The 17,529-nt window shown below is 58.5% G+C and carries 16 protein-coding genes; 13 read left to right on the top strand and 3 right to left on the bottom strand.

Features of this window, described 5'->3' with window-relative positions:
• The first annotated feature begins 179 nt into the window (after positions 1-179).
• Entirely contained in the window at positions 180-632 is a 453-nt protein-coding gene (locus tag H3Z84_RS03940) for a (2Fe-2S)-binding protein (protein ID WP_058340226.1), read from the top strand.
• A 24-nt stretch (positions 633-656) separates the two neighbouring features.
• Positions 657-2,861, top strand: coding sequence for a xanthine dehydrogenase family protein molybdopterin-binding subunit (locus tag H3Z84_RS03935; RefSeq protein ID WP_199456413.1), 2,205 nt, complete (start codon positions 657-659; stop codon positions 2,859-2,861).
• 70 nt (positions 2,862-2,931) lie between these two features.
• On the opposite strand, the gene H3Z84_RS03930 is transcribed toward H3Z84_RS03935, so the two are convergent.
• On the bottom strand, positions 2,932-4,602 hold the full coding sequence (locus H3Z84_RS03930) for an AMP-binding protein (RefSeq protein WP_199456411.1): 1,671 nt from the start codon (positions 4,600-4,602) through the stop codon (positions 2,932-2,934).
• A 187-nt stretch (positions 4,603-4,789) separates the two neighbouring features.
• Between H3Z84_RS03930 and H3Z84_RS03925 the strand changes: the two genes are divergently transcribed.
• The 7 genes from H3Z84_RS03925 (at position 4,790) to H3Z84_RS03895 (ending at position 10,798) form a co-directional block, all read left to right on the top strand.
• Positions 4,790-5,218, top strand: a complete 429-nt coding sequence (locus tag H3Z84_RS03925; protein WP_058340229.1) for an SRPBCC family protein — start codon at positions 4,790-4,792, stop codon at positions 5,216-5,218.
• Positions 5,219-5,383: 165 nt separating this feature from the next.
• Positions 5,384-6,184, top strand: a complete 801-nt coding sequence (locus H3Z84_RS03920; RefSeq protein WP_199456404.1) for an MBL fold metallo-hydrolase — start codon at positions 5,384-5,386, stop codon at positions 6,182-6,184.
• Between the two features lie 124 nt (positions 6,185-6,308).
• Complete coding sequence (locus tag H3Z84_RS03915) at positions 6,309-7,037, top strand: YebC/PmpR family DNA-binding transcriptional regulator (RefSeq protein ID WP_022988648.1); 729 nt, start codon at positions 6,309-6,311, stop codon at positions 7,035-7,037.
• 33 nt (positions 7,038-7,070) lie between these two features.
• Positions 7,071-7,817, top strand: a complete 747-nt coding sequence (locus H3Z84_RS03910) for a glutamine amidotransferase (RefSeq protein WP_199456403.1) — start codon at positions 7,071-7,073, stop codon at positions 7,815-7,817.
• 34 nt (positions 7,818-7,851) lie between these two features.
• Positions 7,852-9,297 (top strand): phospholipase D family protein, encoded by a 1,446-nt coding sequence (locus tag H3Z84_RS03905; RefSeq protein WP_199456401.1) that lies wholly within the window; start codon positions 7,852-7,854, stop codon positions 9,295-9,297.
• Positions 9,298-9,389: 92 nt separating this feature from the next.
• Positions 9,390-9,791 (top strand): PA2779 family protein, encoded by a 402-nt coding sequence (locus tag H3Z84_RS03900; protein WP_058340233.1) that lies wholly within the window; start codon positions 9,390-9,392, stop codon positions 9,789-9,791.
• An 11-nt stretch (positions 9,792-9,802) separates the two neighbouring features.
• Positions 9,803-10,798: a PA2778 family cysteine peptidase gene (locus tag H3Z84_RS03895; protein WP_199456400.1), complete on the top strand. Its 996-nt coding sequence runs from the start codon at positions 9,803-9,805 to the stop codon at positions 10,796-10,798.
• 6 nt (positions 10,799-10,804) lie between these two features.
• Here H3Z84_RS03895 and H3Z84_RS03890 read toward each other — a convergent pair whose 3' ends face one another.
• Positions 10,805-11,509, bottom strand: a complete 705-nt coding sequence (locus tag H3Z84_RS03890) for a class I SAM-dependent methyltransferase (protein ID WP_323126946.1) — start codon at positions 11,507-11,509, stop codon at positions 10,805-10,807.
• A 105-nt stretch (positions 11,510-11,614) separates the two neighbouring features.
• Between H3Z84_RS03890 and H3Z84_RS03885 the strand changes: the two genes are divergently transcribed.
• The 4 genes from H3Z84_RS03885 to H3Z84_RS03870 all read left to right on the top strand — a co-directional run bounded on the left by H3Z84_RS03885 (position 11,615) and on the right by H3Z84_RS03870 (position 16,914).
• On the top strand, positions 11,615-12,637 hold the full coding sequence (locus H3Z84_RS03885) for an AraC family transcriptional regulator (RefSeq protein ID WP_199456399.1): 1,023 nt from the start codon (positions 11,615-11,617) through the stop codon (positions 12,635-12,637).
• A gap of 244 nt (positions 12,638-12,881) precedes the next feature.
• A complete protein-coding gene (locus H3Z84_RS03880) occupies positions 12,882-14,708 on the top strand; it encodes a choice-of-anchor D domain-containing protein (RefSeq protein WP_199456398.1) in 1,827 nt (608 codons plus the stop codon).
• Between the two features lie 98 nt (positions 14,709-14,806).
• Positions 14,807-15,652 (top strand): DUF6160 family protein, encoded by an 846-nt coding sequence (locus H3Z84_RS03875; RefSeq protein ID WP_199456397.1) that lies wholly within the window; start codon positions 14,807-14,809, stop codon positions 15,650-15,652.
• A gap of 182 nt (positions 15,653-15,834) precedes the next feature.
• A complete protein-coding gene (locus H3Z84_RS03870) occupies positions 15,835-16,914 on the top strand; it encodes an alpha/beta hydrolase (RefSeq protein ID WP_199456396.1) in 1,080 nt (359 codons plus the stop codon).
• Here the strand turns inward: H3Z84_RS03870 and H3Z84_RS03865 are convergent.
• Positions 16,888-17,493 (bottom strand): LysE/ArgO family amino acid transporter, encoded by a 606-nt coding sequence (locus H3Z84_RS03865; protein ID WP_199456395.1) that lies wholly within the window; start codon positions 17,491-17,493, stop codon positions 16,888-16,890. The two genes, H3Z84_RS03870 and H3Z84_RS03865, sit on opposite strands and share 27 nt — an antisense overlap.
• Positions 17,494-17,529: the final 36 nt, after the last annotated feature.

The following is a 17,529-nucleotide window of genomic DNA, read 5'->3' as shown; positions in this document are numbered from 1 at the left end:
TGCCGGATAAGGTAATAGGTCGTCACGTAAGGGCGGCGGTCATATCGGGCCAAATTCAAATGAGCGTTCGAATCCGGAAGGTTTTCAGCATACTGTGCGAGCATCGCCGGTTTACAAAATTTGATGATCGCCCCTAATATGCTGATTCAACGACATACAAATACAAAAGGTTTTCCGCAATGATCAGTCTTGTCGTAAACGGAGAAAAACGGTCCCTGGATGTAGACTCAGACACCCCGCTGCTGTGGGTGCTCAGAGACGAACTGAACCTGAAAGGCACCAAGTTTGGATGTGGTGCAGGGCTTTGCGGTGCTTGCACCGTGCACGTGGGCGGAACCCCCACCCGCGCATGCCAGACTCCGGTAGAGGCCGTAAATGGTCAGGAGATCACCACCATAGAAGGCCTCAGCAAAAACGGTGAACTGCACCCGTTGCAGCAGGCCTGGGTAGAACATGGTGTGCCCCAGTGCGGTTACTGCCAGTCTGGCCAGATCATGACCGCCGCCCACCTGCTGGAGCAGAACCCTTCCCCCAGCGAAGACGATATTGTGAACGCGATGGCCGGCAACCTATGCCGTTGCGGCACCTATCACCGAATTGTCGAAGCGGTTAAATCGGCGTCTTCCACCTGATCACAAGAATTCGAGGCTATACCCATGGCGATGAACCGACGGGACTTTCTGAAAGTGTCCACCAGCGCATCCGGTGGACTGGTGTTGTCACTGTCACTGCCCGGCTGTGCCACTGTTGATACCGGTTACTCCGAAAACGCCGGTATCTGGCGCCCGGATGCCTGGCTGGAAATCCAGGACAACGGAAACATCTACTTCACCCTGGCCCGGGTTGAAATGGGCCAGGGCACCTACACGGGCCTGACCACGCTGATTGCCGAAGAGCTGGACGTAGAGCCAGCTTCTATCAAGCCCCGCTTTGCACCCGTAGCGAAGGAATACCTGAACCCTGCCTACAAGCTGCAGATTACCGGCGGCAGCACCAGTGTTGCCACCTCCTGGGAACCCCTTCGCCGGGCCGGCGCAGAAGCCCGCTATATGCTGATGATGGCAGCAGCGAAGGTCTGGCAGGTAGAAACCGACAACTGCAGCACGCAGGATGGCCGTGTGGTACACCCCAACGGCATCGACAGCCTGCCCTACGCCAGGCTGGCATCCCTGGCGGCCAGTGAAATTCCCCGTATCGAGGTTCCCTTGAAGCCCCGCAGCGAGTGGAAGTACATCGGCAAGCAGATGAAACGGCTGGATGCCGAAGCCAAGGCCACCGGCACCGCCGTGTACGGCATTGATATCGAACAGCCGGGCATGCTGTATGCAGTGGTTACCCGCCCGCCCCGCTATGGCGCGAAGGTGAAATCTTTCAACAAGGCGGATGTCACCATCCATTCCGGCGTAAAGGATGTCTTCGAGATTGAACGGGGTGTGGCGGTGGTCGCCACCTCCTACTGGCGTGCCCGTAAGGCCCAGAGAGCCCTTCAGGTCGAATGGGATAACGACGACGCCATCACCCTGTCGACAGAGAGCGTGTTCCACCATTACTACAAGGATTCGGAACAGGATGCCGGTGTCAGCGAACGGGAAGACGGCGACTATGCGCAGGCCGAAGAGCAAGCCGGCAAGGTTCTGCACGCTGACTACGAACAACCCTACCTCGCTCACTTTGCCATGGAGCCGATGAATGCCACCGCCTGGTACAAGGGCGACGCCATGGAAGTATGGGCATCTACCCAGGCCCCGGACCTCGGGCGCATTGCTGCCGCCCGGGGCTGCGATCTTTCACCGGGCGATATCACGATACACACCACGTTTCTGGGTGGCGGCTTTGGCCGGAGGCTGACCAACGATTACATCGAGGAAGCCGCTGCTGTGTCTTACCGCATGAAGGCCCCGGTAAAGCTGGTCTGGTCCCGGGAGGAAGATACCCAACACAGCCCCTGCCGCCCGGCCATGCTGCACCGGATGCGGGCCGCGGTCAGCGGCAACAGGCTCGAAGGCTGGCACCACCAGATTGTCGGGCCGCAGATCCTTGACTGGTATATCACCAACGCGGCACCGGCCCAGTACCCCTGGGCTCCGAAAATGCTTTACAACACCCTGGGGCGGGTGGGCCTGGCTGCCGAAGGGTTAGCCACGCCGAAAGATGTCTCCGCCATTGAAGGCGCCATCGACTATCCGTATCAGGTGCCTAATGTGGAGCTGCGACATACCCACAGCGACCCGGGCTTCCCGATCACCTGGTGGCGCTCGGTGGGTTATTCCCATAACGGCTTTGCGGTGGAAACCTTTATGGACGAAATCGCCCATGAACTGGGGGAAGACCCCATTGCGTTCCGCCGGGCCAGGCTTCAGAACCAGCCCAGGCACCTTAAGGTACTTGACCGGGTGGCAGAGATGTCCCGCTGGAACAGCACCAGTGCTTCCGGGCGTGCCAAGGGCGTGGCAGTGTTCCAGAGCTTCGGTACCTTCGTAGCCCAGGTGGTTGAGGCGAGCATTGAAGGCAGCGAGATCAAGGTACACAAGGTGTGGTGCGCCGTGGATTGCGGCCAGGTGGTAAACCCGTCGGTGGTAAGCGACCAGATCAAGGGCGGCATTCTGTTCGGCCTGTCAGCAGCGCTGTGGGGTGAGATCACCCTGGCAGATGGCAAGGTGCAGCAGAGCAACTTCCACGATTACCCGGTGATGGCCATGCACAACTTGCCAGATGTTGAACTGGATATCGTAGACAGCAACGAGGCACCTACCGGTGTCGGCGAGCCCGGGGTTCCACCGGTTATCCCTGCTCTGGGCAACGCCCTGTTCCGGCTGACCGGCGTTCGCCAGCGCAGGCTGCCCCTGAAAGCCACCGGCTGAAGTTCCTGACACCTCAACTGAAAAGAGCCCCGACCGGGGCTCTTTTCGTTACTGCTTATGCTGGCAAAACTTACTGCCAGATAACCGGTTTCTTCTGCCCGTACCAGGCGTCTACCTTCTGCTGGTAGGTGTCTTCCACCACGTTACGCTTGAGCTTCAGGGTCGGGGTCAGGAAGCTGTTCTCGATGGTCCACTCGTCTTGCATCACGATGATGAACGCCAGCTGCTCGTGGGGATCAACCTGCTTGTTGATGTCCTGGATGAGCTGCTTCAGGCTGTCCTCGATTTCCTTTTTCAATGCTGCATCGTCTTGCACCAGGGGCCGCAGCTCTTCGTTCAGCATCACCATGGCAAAGGGTTGGGTCTGGTTAGCACCGGATACACAGCACACCTCAATGGACTCATGGGCCATCAGCAGGTTTTCCAGCTTGGCGGGTGCAATGTACTTGCCTTTGCTGGTTTTGAAGATTTCCTTCAGGCGACCGGTAAGCTTCAGGCGCCCCATCTCGTCGATCTCGCCCTTGTCACCGGTTCTGAGGAAGCCATCTTCGGTGAAAGCTTCCACAGTTTTCTCGTCATCCTTGTAATAACCCATCATGGTGGCCGGGCTCTTCACCTGGACTTCGCCCTGCTCGCTGATGCGGGTTTCTACCCCTGGCAATGCTTCGCCCACGTAGCCGGTGCGGGTTCGGCCCGGCTTGTTCATGTGGGAATAGGCAAAGTTTTCAGACATGCCGTAGCCTTCCAGCAGCTCCAGCCCCAGGTTGCGATACCAGTCCAGCACATCGTGAGACAAGGGCGCGGAGCCAGAGCCAGCCAGCTTTACCTGGTCCAGGCCCAGGTTCTTCAGCACCTTCTTCTTGATCAGTTTGTTCACCAGCGGGATCTTCAGCAGGCGGTCCAGCTTGTGCTTGGGCACCTTCTGCAGCACGCCGTGCTGGAACTTCACCCACAAGCGAGGTACAGACAGGAACAGCGTGGGCCGCGCCCGCTGCAGATCCTGCACGAAGGTATCCAGAGATTCGGCAAAGAACAGCTGGAAGCCAGCGTACAGCGAACCCAGTTCGACAAACGTACGCTCGAACACATGGGCCATGGGCAGGTAAGACAGCATGCGCTCATCCGGCCCCACGTTCAGGGTTTTGATGCCGCCTTCTGCGGCAAAGGCCATGTTGTCGAAGCTGAGCATCACACCCTTGGGCCGCCCGGTACTGCCGGAGGTATAAACAATGGTGGCCAGCTCTTCCGCATCCCGCACCGGGTTGCCCTGCAGCGGCTCGTTGCCGGCAACAATTGCGTTCCAGGTTTCATAGTTGTTGGGCGGGCTGAGCGGGTACGAAATGCAGCGAACGGAATCCGGAACACCCGGCTTCATGCTCGGCCAGTCATCCAGCTTGCCCACAAACAGCACTTCACAGCCGGCGTGGTTGAGTACGTAGTTGACCGTGTCGGCATTCAGCATCGGGTACAGGGGCACAGAAATATGCCCCGCCAGCCAGATAGCCCAGTCGGTCATGATCCAGTGGGCGCAGTTCTTGGAGATAATCCCGATCCGGCTCTTCTCCGGCAGGTCCAGAGACTTCAGGTAAGCCGCCATGCGCCGGGCTTCGTCCACCGCGCGGCCCCAGGTGAATTCATCCACCGTACCGTCGCCCATGGGCTGGGTCATGTAGAGCCGGTCTTTGTGGTTGTTTTCCCACTGGTAAAGCATATCCAGTGGCAGCTTGGCGTTGGTGCTCATGGTTCTTCCCTCTCGCACTGAAGGTTCATTGTTAGTGTTATGTGTAGTTTAGCCACTCAAATACTTTATAAATTGACCGCAAAGCCGGACTTCGGAAACATTGGGGTCAGGCCGGACAGTATTCGATTTTTGTTTAATACCGTAAACAGGTAATCTGGCAGCCACAACCAACAACAAGAGCATGACGATGGCCAGCTACACCATTGAAATTGATGAAACTTTTGATGTACCAAGGCGAAAAGTCTTCGCCCTGTTTGCCGACCATCACCGTTTCGGGAAAATGATCGGTGCTCCGGTAAAACGCATCAAAGACAGTGACCAGGCCGATCCGAACGGTACCGGCTCGGTACGTAAAATCGGCATTGGCCCCCTGTCCCTGCAGGAAACCGTACTGGTTTTCGAGCCGGACTCGCTGATTGAATACACCATCACCAGCCTTAGCCCGATTCGAAATCATATGGGGCGTATTCGTTTTTATGACACGCAGGAAGGCCAAACCCGGGTCAGCTACACCATCACCTTCGAAGATATTGTGCCGTTTTCAGGCAAGGTGGTCAGTGCAGCGCTGGAGCAGGGCCTGAAGCGTGGCATCCGCCGGGTTCCGGAGCTGGCGTAGCCATAGCAACAATCCGTTACTTGATGAATATCAGATAATTGACCTGTGGCAAGGCCCGGCTTCCCGCTGTTCGGTAGTCTCCAAACCTTATTGCAATATCCGGCCATCGCGGTGCCTGGGCACCGCGGTAATGGCCTGTAACCTATTGTTGTGCGGGAGACCCTAATGGCAGTTGAGCCGATCGTTCTGTTCGACAACGGGCACCACAAGTGCCTGATGTTTGATTCTTTGGTAACCGGCGAGGGCGTTCAGTCCAACCAGTTCCTGATTGTAGATGGTGACCACGAAGCCCTGCTTGATCCCGGCGGAGACCTTACCTATACCCCGCTGTCGGTGGCTGCCTCCAAGTACATGAACATCCGTGAGATGGACTATGTATTTGCCTCCCACCAGGACCCGGACATCATCGGTGCGATTGACCGCTGGATTGTGCACACCAAGGCCAGCATCGTAACCTCCAAGCTGTGGGCCCGTTTCCTGCCCCACCTGGTGTCCAGTTACGTAACCAACCAGCTCAGCGGCAGCGTGTACGATCGCATCATCAGCATTCCGGACCAGGGTGCGAAAGTGCGTTTCGGCGACTCCCATATCCAGTGCCTGCCAGCCCACTTCATGCACTCTGTTGGTAACCTGCAGTTCTATGATCCGGTCTCGAAGATTCTGTTCTCCGGAGACCTTGGCGCCTCTCTGGGTGGTGAAGACGATCACAAACCGGTGGAAGACTTCGACAACCACATCCAGCACATGATTGGCTTCCACCGCCGGTATATTGCCTCTAAAAAGGTGTGCCAGCTGTGGGCCAACATGGTCCGTGATATGGACGTATCCATGATCGTGCCCCAGCACGGCAAGCGTTTTGAGGGGCCGGCCATGGTTGACCGCTTCCTGAACTGGGTCAGCAGCATGGACTGCGGCATCGACCTGATGACCCAGGACAACTACCGTCCGCCGGTCGATTTTGTGTGATTTCCCCGGTTTCCGCAGGGATGCGGAAACCTCCTTCTGCATTCCTTGCGCAATCACCCCTGTCGCAAATCCCTCAGGTTCAGTAAAATCCCGCTTTTGATCGTAAATCCGAGAGGCACCAACGATGGGCAGAGCCTACCAGAACCGTAAAGAATCCATGGCCAAGACGGCCGCGGCTAAAACCAAGGTTTACAGCAAGTACGGCCGGGAAATCTACATGAGCGCCAAGTCTGGCGGCCCCGACCCCCAGGCCAACCTGTCACTTCGCGGGCTGATCGAGCGCGCCAAGAAAGACCAGGTTCCCACGCACGTTATTGAAAAAGCCATCGAGAAGGCCAAGGGCGGCGCGGGGGAAGACTACTCGACAGCCCGTTACGAAGGTTATGGCCCCGGCAACTGCATGGTGATTGTCGACTGCCTGACCGACAACCCCAACCGCACCTTCGGCGACGTTCGCCTGGCCTTCACCAAGACCAAGTGCAAGATCGGCACCCCCGGCGTGGTTGCCCACATGTTCGACCACTGCGCTATTTTCGCGTTCAACGGCCAGGATGAAGAAGCCGTTCTTGAAGCACTGATGGAAGCCGATGTTGACGTGACCGACATCGAAAATGAAGACGGCAAGATCACCGTATTCACGCCCAACACCGAATACGCCAAGGCCAAGCAGGCACTGGAAGCGGCCTTCGAAGGCATCGAGTTCGATGTGGACGAGATCCAGTTCCTGCCGAAGACCACTACAGTTGTTCAGGGCGACGATATTCCCCTGTTCGAGAAGTTCCTCGACATGTTGAACGATCTGGACGACGTTCAGAACGTGTTCCACAACGCGGAACTTCCGGAAGAGGAATAACCCTCTCCCGTTTAGCTGTCACCGGAGCGCAGTATGGCTGGCACAGGCAACACACAGGCCCGGCGGGTGGTTATCCTGAAAACAGGGAGCACCTATCCGCAGATCAAGGATCAGTTCGGAGACTTTGATGCCTGGTTTACCCGTGGCTTGTCCAGCCAGCTGCAACTGACGGTCGTCGACGTAACGCAGACTCCGCCCCCGGGCCACCCCTCGGACTGGCAAGGCATCGTTATTACCGGCTCGCCGGCCATGGTCAGTAACCGGGAACCCTGGAGCGAACAAGCAGCCAACTGGGTGCGCCAGGCAGTAGAATACAATGTTCCGCTTCTGGGTGTCTGCTACGGCCACCAGCTCCTGGCACATGCCATGGGCGGCAAGGTGGATTACCATCCCAAAGGCCGGGAAACCGGCACCCGGCAGGTTCGCCTGTTTGCTGCTGCACAGAGCGATCCCCTGTTCAGCCTGCTGCCGAAAACCTTTCCGGCTCAGCTGACTCACAAGCAATCTGTGCTGGAGCTCCCTCCTGGCGCTGTTTTGCTGGGCGAATCCAACTTCGAACCGCACCAGGCTTTCCGGGTCGGTTACAATGCCTGGGGTGTGCAGTTTCACCCCGAGTTCACCGAACACATCATGAAGGCCTATCTGGAAGTCCAGTACCCTGACCTTCAGGCCGAGGGGCTGGATGCCAATGGCTTGATGGCCTCGGTGCAACCGGCCGAAGACGCAGCCCGCCTGCTGCAGCTGTTTTCGGAACGGATCCTCCGGCACAGCGAAACCTGAGCCAGGCGCCCCACACCAAAGGAATGATGCTGCCATGACAATGAAGTTACTCGCCGCAGCCCTGTTATTGATCCTGGTCAGCCTCGGGCTATGGCACACCCACAAGCCCTTGCCGGCCGGCCTTGCCTACCGGGGCGATGTTCTGCCCCTCGAAGCGCCTGAACTGCTGACCGACACCACGCTGCACTTCCCTGATGGCCGCTCCGAACTGGACCACGAAATTTTCGACGAGATGTTCCGGCTGATCGGACAGGCCGAAACATTCATCCTGCTGGATATGTTCCTGTTCAACAGCACCGGCCCCGAAGACAAGGGATTACGGCCCCTGGCACAGCAGACCGTCGATGCGCTGATTGCCCGAAAGCAATCGCAGCCCGGCATCGACATTGTGGTCATCACAGACCCGCTTAACACCTTCTACGGCGGCACCCGATCGACGCTGTTCGAAGCCCTCGAAACTGCCGGCATTCAACTGGTCATCACCCGGCTGGAACCCCTGCGGGACAGCAACCCGGCCTGGTCATCATTATGGCGGCTCTGCTGCCAGTGGCTGGGCAACAACCCCGATGGTGGCTGGCTGCCAAACGCACTGGGCACGGAGCCCGCCACCGTTCGCAGCTACCTGGCCCTGCCCAACTTCAAGGCCAACCATCGCAAGGTACTGGTTGCCGACGAGGGCGATCGCTTCCGTGCTGTGATCACCTCCGCCAACCCCCACGATGGCAGCAGCCGGCACAGCAACACCGCCCTGGCCTTCAATGGCCCGGCAGTCACCGATGTGGTTCGCAGCGAACGCGCGGTTATGCATATGTCCGGCGCAGATACCACCACAATTGACCGCTGGATCAACACATTGGAGGCCATGGCCGGCGAACACCAGGAATCCGGCAGCAGCATTCAGGTACTCACCGAATCCGCCATCCGGGACAAGGCCCTGGCGATGATTGACCAGAGCCAGCCCGGGGACAGTCTCGACATGGCCATGTTCTACCTGTCCCACCGCCCCATCATCGAAGCCCTGATATCCGCTCAGCAACGGGGCGTGAGCATCCGGCTGTTGCTGGATGCCAACAAAGACGCCTTCGGCCACGAGAAGAACGGCATTCCCAACCGCCCGGTGGCTAACGAGTTGAACCAGGCAGGAGTTGCTGTACGCTGGTGTAACACCCACGGGGAGCAATGCCACAGCAAACTGCTGATCCGGACCCCTAGCGATGGCCAACAGGAAATGCTGCTGGGCTCTGCCAACTTCACCCGCCGCAACCTGGACGACCTGAACCTGGAATCCAACGCATGGGTGCAGCTCCCGGCCGACCACCCCGTTGCCACTAAGGCGACTGATTACTTTGAGCTGCACTGGAACCATGGCCCGGACAGCAATCCGGTACTCAGCCTGCCGTGGGCACGGTGGCAGGAGGCGTCCAGGTTCCGTTACTGGCAGTACCGGGTGATGGAAGCCACCGGGCTTTCCACTTTCTGAGGAACCCTTTCTTGTTGGTGAACGTTTTGTATGTTGAACAGCGACACAGTTCAAACTAGTGTCTTTGTAAACAACTGAGAAAGGAGTCTGTCATGAACGCCATGCGACGTTACACCAAGCAGTTTTCTCTGGTGATGGCCCTGCTGATGGCCTTTGCCACCACCTTCTCCGTTTCTGCCCACGCCGGCATGGTGGGCACCGGTGAGCTGATCCAGCAACAACAGACCGACATCGACCGGCAACAGCTGCTGGAGATGCTGGAGCAGCAGGAAGTAAAAGAAAAGCTGGCCGAGCTTGGTGTCAGTGAAGACCAGGTGGCCGAGCGCATCCAGAACCTGACCCCCGCCGAACTGGCAGACTTCGAGCAGCAACTGGCCGAAGCACCCACCGGTGAAGGGGTTGTCGGTGTGATCGTCCTGTTCCTGCTGGTGTTCATCATCACCGACATGCTGTGCGCCACCGATCTCTTCTCGTTCATTAACTGTATCCGGTAAACTACCGAACCATGCTCAAAAAGCTCGCCGGTTTCAGCAGGTTGATGGCCCTCACGGGCCTGGTTCTGCTGGCCGGCTGCGCAACTACCCCGCCCTGGCCCGAACCATCAGCCACCAACAATGATGCACAGCCCGCGTCGACCTTGCTGAAGGAAGTACCGTTCTATCCCCAGGAAAAGTACCAGTGTGGCCCGGCCTCACTGGCCACCATGCTCAACAGTCAGGGGCTGTCCACCGATCCGGACATCCTGAAAGAGCTGGTGTACATTCCTGGCCGGGAAGGCTCATTGCAGGTGGAGATGGTGGCCGGGGCGCGCTCCCACAATATGGTGGTGTATCCACTGCAACCGGAAATTGATGCCGTACTGGCGGAAGTTGCGGCTGGCAACCCGGTACTGGTCATGCAGAACCTGCGCTTCAACTGGTGGCCGCAATGGCACTTTGCCGTGGTGGTGGGCTTCGACGCCCGGGAGGAGGAGCTAGTACTGAACACTGATACCCGCCAGCATTACCGGATGCCCTACAAAGCCTTTCACGCCACCTGGAACCGGGCTGAACGGTGGGCCGTGGTGATCCTGCCACCGGACACGTTACCGGCAACCGCCGAGCCCCTGCCCTGGCTGAGGGCCGCCCATGACCTGGAAACCACCGGTCACAGCCGTGCGGCACGGGAGGCCTACCAGACCGCGCAAACACGCTGGCCCGAACACTCTGCCCCGATCATGGCACTGGGTAACCTGGCCTATGCACAACAGCAGCCGCAACAAGCGATCGAGCACTTTCTGAAAGCTGTGAAGCTATTCCCGCAAGCCCCTGAAGGCTGGAACAACCTGGCCTATGCCCTGTCGGCCAATGGCTGCCCTGAAACAGCCAAAAAAGCCCGGGCCTGCGCAAGCGCCCTTGCCCCTGACCGCTTCAAAAATAAAGCAGACAACCTGCCCGGCCCCATCCAAAACGCCACGCAGCAATGCCCGGCCATTCCCCAATGTCCTGCCGAGGCGCCTTGAACCGGGTCAGGCCCGCTTTCGGAACAGCGCAACATCCTTTCTCGGCACCTCCAGCTCCCAGCCGAAATGTGCGGCCAGCCAGGCAAAGGTTTCTTCCCGGTAGAACACCACGTGGGTCGGGTCTCTGCGGTAATGCCAAGTGGCAAAGCGGTCATCCGCGTTCTGGAAACAAGTCATGATACCCAGCCAGCCTCCGGGCTTTACCAAGGCGTCGAGCTGTCTGAACACCTGGGCAGGCTGGTGCAGGTGTTCCACGACTTCGGTACAGGTCACAAAATCATAGGTCTGGTTCAGCACTTCCCTTTCTGGTCTGAAGAAGGGATCGTAAACCGACATCGGGTGGCCAGCCTCCTCAAACATGCTAGCCAGCGCGGGCCCGGGACCACAGCCAAAATCCAACCCGTGGGCGCCCGGGGAAAGCTTTGCCAGTAGAGGCCCGACAAGCTTTGACAGAAACTTTCGATAGCCGGGGTCTTCTGGCTGATTATCGTGCAACTGGTAGACAGCCCGTTCCTCCTGCTCAGACAAGTAGAACCCCGGCGCCATCAGGGTTGCCTGGCAAGTGCCACAACGCAGGTAAAGTTTGCCTTCTACCTCCATAAACGGTGCGAGTGTGCGGCTCTCACAAACCGAACAGCACTCGGACAACTCTGTATTGGATGCTGTGGCACCACCTGAAATCATGGGAGACAAACCTGTCTGAAGTTTCATTGTCATATCCGGCCATGCGGCCAATTTGTGACCAGTTGCCGGATATCCACCGTAACACCGCGCCTATACTAACCCCGTACACAGCCTCGGCACAGAGACGGAAACATGGATTCGTTGAACAACCTTGCACTGGAGGTGCCGATTATCTCGGCCCGCTATGCCCGCCGTTTTATCCGGTTTATGGAAAACCGCGGGGTTAAACGCCACGCCATCATGGCGGAAACCGGCATTACCGACGACCTTCTGAACAACCCTGATGCCAGCGTAACCATGAGCCAGGTGCTGCTCCTGCTCCGCCAGGCCGACTGGCTGATGCACGACGAACGGGCCGCCTTCGAATTCGGACAGCAGCTGGACCTGCCCAGCCACGGCTTGCTCGGCTTTGCCGTGCTGGGCCAGGAAAATCCCCGCCGCCTGGTCAGCATGATTGTTCAATACCTCCGGGTGGGCTTGCCACTGATGGATATGGAGCTGGAATCCAGCGGTTCCACCATTCGCATCCGGTTGATCGATACCTGGGGAGTGGGCGATCTTCGGCCCTGCCTGACCAAGATCTACATGGGCAGCATTCACCGGGTCTCCTCCCAGGTATGCAGCCATTTCACCTTCCAGTTCGACTTCCCGGGCAAAGCCAGCCAGAAAGACTGGCAATTGCTGGCGCCAGACAGCGAGTTCGAATTCGATGCTGGCATCAGCCAGGTGATCATGCCCCTGAACGGCACCCCGATTCGCAAAGACGACGCCAGCCTGGAATTCCTGGTGGCCAGGACCCGGCACGGTGCCCGGGAGACACCCCGGGAAGCAGACGAGACCGTTATGCAGGTACGGGAACTGATCATGAGCCAGCCCGGGCGCCCCTGCACCACCGAGAATATCGCCCGCCGCCTGGAGATCAGCCCCCGCACGTTGCGGCAGCACCTTGCCAGCGCCGGCACATCCTTCCGGGAACTGCGTAACGAAATCCGGGAAAACTTTGCCACTTTGTACCTGAAAGACACCAATGTGCCGCTGGAATCCATTGCAGAAAAACTGGGATTCAGTGACCAGGCCGGTTTCACCAAGGCCTACCGTTCCTGGACCGGTCAGACCCCGGGCGACATTCGCCGGCAGACCCGCAGTAAAAAGTGACCGGCGTTCCCCGGCCGTTTTGACACCGTTCACGGTTTGAACAATAACCCACCCTGATTTCCGTTTAAGACAAAAATGGTGCCGCCACCAGCAATGACCGGCGGCACCCACTCCCCGTCTAATAACCCTGCATTCATGCGTAAACGCGTATGGCACGGGATCTTTGCAAGTCCGATCGAGCAGTCCTTATCGGTGTTGTCTGCAACCCCAACTACAACAAAGAAGATACACAGAGGACGAACTCATGAAACTCAGGAACCTCAACACGAGCGTTCGCAAGCTCGGTCCCGCCGTTGCGGCGGCGGCCTTGATGGCCGGCGGTGCATCAAATGCGGCAGCCGAACAGGTCTCTACCGAACTGGCCTTTGAATGCCCATTCCCGCTGATTGGCGACCAGCCCATCCGGGCTACCATCAGCGCAGATATTCCTTCCGTAGTGTCTGTGGGTGACACCATCCCCGCATTCACCGTTGATGCCATCACCGTAGTCAATGACGATGCCCGCACCGGCCTCAAACTGGTTCAGTCCGCCACACTCGAAGGCGTTGCCACCAGTTACAACAGTGTTGTGACTGCAGGCAGAACCGTTGAACAAATTGTGAAGCTGGACATTCCGCCCACGCCGGTTCCCGAAACGTCAGGCGAATTCAATGTTCCGGCCTCCGGCATGTCTCCGGAATTCCTGGTTACAGAGGATGATATTGGCGAACTGGTCATCCGTGTTGGCGCCCTGCAACTGGACCTGACTGCGCGCACCGCCAATGGCGCCATTGCGCCCGCTCCGATCGGTGAAATCCTGACTGACTGTGTTCAGTTGCCAGGCCAGGACAACCTGCTTCAAACCATCACCGTGGGTGGTGAAGTGGTTGAAACACCGCGCATCACCGTAGGCGCTGAAGAACTGGCCTTCGGTGCGGTACAGGCCGGCCTGAGCGCTCAGCAGTCCGTATCCATCACCAACACCGGCAGTGCAGCCCTGGGCCTGAACAACATTGCCATCAGTGGTAACGATGCTGACGTCTTCACCCTGAATAACCAGTGTGGCTCCAGCCTTGCGCCGGACGCTTCCTGTGCGGTTGATGTCACCTTTGCTCCAAGCACCGATGGCACCCGTAGCGCAACCCTGACCATCGAGTCTACCGATGCCGAAACCCCGAGCATCGACGTTGCCCTGTCTGGCCGCGGCACCCTGGCTCCGACACCGGAAATCTCGGTATCTCCGGAATCGGTCGAACTGGGTCGCGTTCTGTCCGGAACCAGCGAATCCGCGCAGGTTACCATTGCCAACAACGGTAATGCCGCCCTGCAAATCAACAGCATTGCCCTGGAAGGTGCCAATGCCGCTGACTTCCTGCAGACCAATAACTGCACCACGGTTGCCGCTGGCGCCAGCTGCTCTGTCGACCTGAGCTTTGCTGCCGGTGCACCGGGTGTGTATAGCGCGGCCCTGGTCGTGAACTCCAGCGACGAAGAAAACACCACCGTAACCATTCCGGTGCGCGCAGAGTCTTATGAAGAAAGCACCGGCGGCCCAGACCCCATTGAACTGCTGTTGGGCCTGGAAGGCTCCACACTGATCAAGGCAACCGGCGGCTCCCTGCCCCTGACTGGCTCTATCGCTACCCTTCTCGACCTGGCTGCCGGCACTTTTGAAGCAGACCTGGAAGTTCAGCCAACCTCCGGCAACTTCTCCATCAAGGTGCTGTTCAGCAAGATCAATGCTGCCGCCAACGTGGAATTCGAGCAGGCTGCGGTAACCACCGGCTCCCTGGTAAACGGCAAGCTGACTGCCAACTCCCAGCTGTATGTGAAAGTACCCAAGGTTGCTATCAAGATCGGCTGGCTGCCAATTCGCATTGGTGGTGGTTCCGAGTGTCAGACCCGCGATCCGATCAACATCGAGCTGAAGTCGGTTGAAGGCTCCAACTTCTCACCGGCCACTGGCGGTACCGTAAGCGGTGTATACGAGCTGGGCGCGCTGGAAAACTGCGGCCTGCTGACCAGCCTGCTGAACCAGTTCATGACTGGCCCGGGCAACACCATCAACCTGGACCTGACTCCTCAGTTCTAAAAGTTCCGGCTTGGCCGGAAAGGGTTACAGCCGGTATCGGCCGGCTGTAACCCGAATCAGGAAAGAAGAGAAAACAAAATCAAAAAAGGAACGACGAAATGAAAAGCCTGAAAAAATCTGCGTTAGTGCTGGCCATGGCAGGCCTCCCGTTTGTGGCCCAGGCCGACCTGAAACCCATTGATGACGCCCAGATGGGCAGCATCACCGGTCAGGCCGGTGTGACTATCGAGCTGGAAACCCGTGTGGACATCGGCGAATTCCGGTACACCGATGAAGGTTCCCTGTCTATCAAAGACATCTCGATTGGCGGTGCGAATACCACTGGTCTGTTCTCTGAAATCACTGATTTCCGGGATGCACTCGGGCTGGACGCCACCACTAACCTGATCGACAACATTGCCATCGAGATCGATGTAGCTGCTGACGGCGACGCAATCATCAACGTATTGCCGCTGACCGCTGCGCCGATCGACTTCGGCGTAAGCACCGGCGAGTGGACCCTGGAAGGCCACACCGATTCCACCCTGCTGGCCAGCAACTTCAACATGGTCGGTGCCTTCACTAAGGTAGGCATCACCGTTGACACCGCTACGGACAGACTGAACCTGAACACTAAGGTAGGTATCTCTGACCTGGACGTTGACATCGACTTCCTGGGCCTCGGCATCCGTGACCTGAAAATGACCGGCGCCGACTACATGGGCACCAAGCTGGATGGCACCGCTGCAGCCGCGAACGTGCTGACACTCGGCGCCACCATTGATATGGACGTCTACAAGGCAACCCGTCTGGGCGGTTCCGGCGATGCGCTGGCCATCGACCTGAATACCTTCGCAGCGGATATGTCCATCGGCGAGGTTCTGGTAGGCGGCGCCAATATTGGTTCTGTGATGCTGGATAACCTCGTGGTTCAGGACACCACTATGCGTATTTACGGTCACTAAGGCCCCTGGGCCCGGTTCGCCGGGCCCTTTTTCTCTGCCCCCTTTCCTGCAAGCCTCCCGAACATTGCCCTGCACCCCGGCCGCCCGGCCAATGGCAACACAACGCACGGATGTGATAGTTGCCGTGTTAGGATTTCAGTGATCCACAGAATAAAACCACTGCTCCCCGAAAAGGAACACCCATGCTCTGGACCTTGCTCGCCATTGTCGCGCTGATTGTTGTTGCCACTTTCCTGCTGTTCCGGGTCAAAGACCTGTCCGAATTTGACGGCAACGAGTGGGCAGTGAAGGAAGTCGCACCCAATCCTGCTCACGATGAGGTGCTGTCACGCATTAAAGATATGGGCCGGGCATCAAAGGGACTGAAAGGCAAAGCCAGGCTGATTGCCCTGAGGAATCACCTGGACAGTCTGGGTGAGGATGTTGAAGTAACTTCAGAGATTCGTCATAACGACCAACCCAGGGGCGAATGGGTTATCGCCCCGGGCGTGGACACCCGACGACGGGTTCTGTATATCCACGGTGGCGCCTGGGCTGCCGGCAGCCCCCGCAGCCACCGGGCGATTACCGACAGGTTCTCGCAGCTGGCCAATGCCGCCGTTTTCGCCCTCGACTACCGGTTGATGCCGGAGCACCGCTTTATGGATGGCATCCGTGACTGCCGCCAGGCTTACACCTGGCTGTTAGCCCACGGCCCGGACGGTGAAGAAACTGCAGATTTTATGGTGGTGGCTGGTGATTCCGCAGGCGGCAGCCATACCCTGTCGCTGATTGCCTGGGTTCGGGACAATGGTATCCGCCAGCCGGATGCCGCAGTGGCACTGTCGCCGTCCACAGACCTCACCCTGACGGCCCCCAGCAACCGCGACAACATCCGCACCGACCCCCTGCTGGGGCCGGTGTTTGGCGGGCTCTCCAAGATTCCTTTGCCGGTGCTCTGGTGGGGCACACTGGCGGCATTCCGGATTTCCCCCACCAACCCGGTGGCTTCGCCGTTGCGCGGCAACCTGAACAACCTGCCGCCAACGCTGATCCATGCCAGCTCCACAGAAATGCTGCTGGACAACTCTACCCGCTATGCAGCCAAGGCCAGGGCTGAAGGTTCACCGGTTGAACTGCACACCTGGCAGAACATGGTGCATGTGTGGCACATCTTCACACCGCTGTTGCCAGAAGCCGAAGAAGCCTTCGAGGATATCCGTGCATTTCTGGAACAAGTTGAGAAAGGCGAGATATCAAAGGCCGCCAAGGGCCAGCTGTAAAGCGATAGCCGCCATCATCAGGCCAATAACGCCATCAATCACTCGCCAGGCACCGGGTTTGGAAAGAACCGGTGCCAGCCTGGAGCCGAACCAGGCAAGACCACCAAACCAGAGGATCGACGCGCTGCTGGCGCCGGCCACAAAAGTCACGGCACTACTCTGCTGGGCACCCACTGCCGGGATCAGCAACAGGGTGTCCAGGTAAACCTGCGGATTAAGCAGGGTTACGGCCAGGGTGGTCAGGATAACCCGTTTCAGGCTTCGCCCCACCTCACCCGACGCCTTCAGCGCTGCCCGGCCACGGCCCGCCCGCACGAACGCCTGCAGGGCCAGCCAGCCCAGGAAGGCAACACCCAGCCAGCGCAAGACTTCCAGCGCCTGGGGTGCCGCCATCAGGGCCGCACTCACGCCGAACATGCCGAGCGTAAACAGCAGTACGTCTGACACCATGCACAACCCGGCTGCCCACCAGTGGTGCTCCCGGCGAATGGCCTGGCTCAGGATGTAAGCGTTCTGGGCACCAATGGCCACGATAATACCGCCACACACCAGCAGACCGGTCAGGTAACTCTCAAGCATTCCAACTACTCCGAAAAAACTGGCGCAAGGATACCC

The organism is Marinobacter sp. bablab_jr003 (assembly GCF_016464245.1).
Lineage (GTDB): Bacteria > Pseudomonadota > Gammaproteobacteria > Pseudomonadales > Oleiphilaceae > Marinobacter > Marinobacter vinifirmus.
The sequence above is the reverse complement of the archived record's forward strand: the minus strand, read 5'-3'. Positions and strand labels throughout refer to the sequence as shown.

What these genes read in the sequence shown, in the direction of transcription:
- H3Z84_RS03925 (WP_058340229.1), top strand. Translation starts at nt 4,790, where the DNA reads ATGGCCAGCTACACCATTGAAATTGATGAAACTTTTGATGTACCAAGG.
- H3Z84_RS03900 (WP_058340233.1), top strand. Translation starts at nt 9,390, where the DNA reads ATGAACGCCATGCGACGTTACACCAAGCAGTTTTCTCTGGTGATGGCC.
- H3Z84_RS03905 (WP_199456401.1), top strand. Translation starts at nt 7,852, where the DNA reads ATGACAATGAAGTTACTCGCCGCAGCCCTGTTATTGATCCTGGTCAGC.
- H3Z84_RS03895 (WP_199456400.1), top strand. Translation starts at nt 9,803, where the DNA reads ATGCTCAAAAAGCTCGCCGGTTTCAGCAGGTTGATGGCCCTCACGGGC.
- H3Z84_RS03920 (WP_199456404.1), top strand. Translation starts at nt 5,384, where the DNA reads ATGGCAGTTGAGCCGATCGTTCTGTTCGACAACGGGCACCACAAGTGC.
- H3Z84_RS03940 (WP_058340226.1), top strand. Translation starts at nt 180, where the DNA reads ATGATCAGTCTTGTCGTAAACGGAGAAAAACGGTCCCTGGATGTAGAC.
- H3Z84_RS03915 (WP_022988648.1), top strand. Translation starts at nt 6,309, where the DNA reads ATGGGCAGAGCCTACCAGAACCGTAAAGAATCCATGGCCAAGACGGCC.
- H3Z84_RS03870 (WP_199456396.1), top strand. Translation starts at nt 15,835, where the DNA reads ATGCTCTGGACCTTGCTCGCCATTGTCGCGCTGATTGTTGTTGCCACT.
- H3Z84_RS03880 (WP_199456398.1), top strand. Translation starts at nt 12,882, where the DNA reads ATGAAACTCAGGAACCTCAACACGAGCGTTCGCAAGCTCGGTCCCGCC.
- H3Z84_RS03910 (WP_199456403.1), top strand. Translation starts at nt 7,071, where the DNA reads ATGGCTGGCACAGGCAACACACAGGCCCGGCGGGTGGTTATCCTGAAA.
- H3Z84_RS03935 (WP_199456413.1), top strand. Translation starts at nt 657, where the DNA reads ATGGCGATGAACCGACGGGACTTTCTGAAAGTGTCCACCAGCGCATCC.
- H3Z84_RS03890 (WP_323126946.1), bottom strand. Translation starts at nt 11,509, where the DNA reads ATGAAACTTCAGACAGGTTTGTCTCCCATGATTTCAGGTGGTGCCACA.
- H3Z84_RS03930 (WP_199456411.1), bottom strand. Translation starts at nt 4,602, where the DNA reads ATGAGCACCAACGCCAAGCTGCCACTGGATATGCTTTACCAGTGGGAA.
- H3Z84_RS03875 (WP_199456397.1), top strand. Translation starts at nt 14,807, where the DNA reads ATGAAAAGCCTGAAAAAATCTGCGTTAGTGCTGGCCATGGCAGGCCTC.
- H3Z84_RS03865 (WP_199456395.1), bottom strand. Translation starts at nt 17,493, where the DNA reads ATGCTTGAGAGTTACCTGACCGGTCTGCTGGTGTGTGGCGGTATTATC.
- H3Z84_RS03885 (WP_199456399.1), top strand. Translation starts at nt 11,615, where the DNA reads ATGGATTCGTTGAACAACCTTGCACTGGAGGTGCCGATTATCTCGGCC.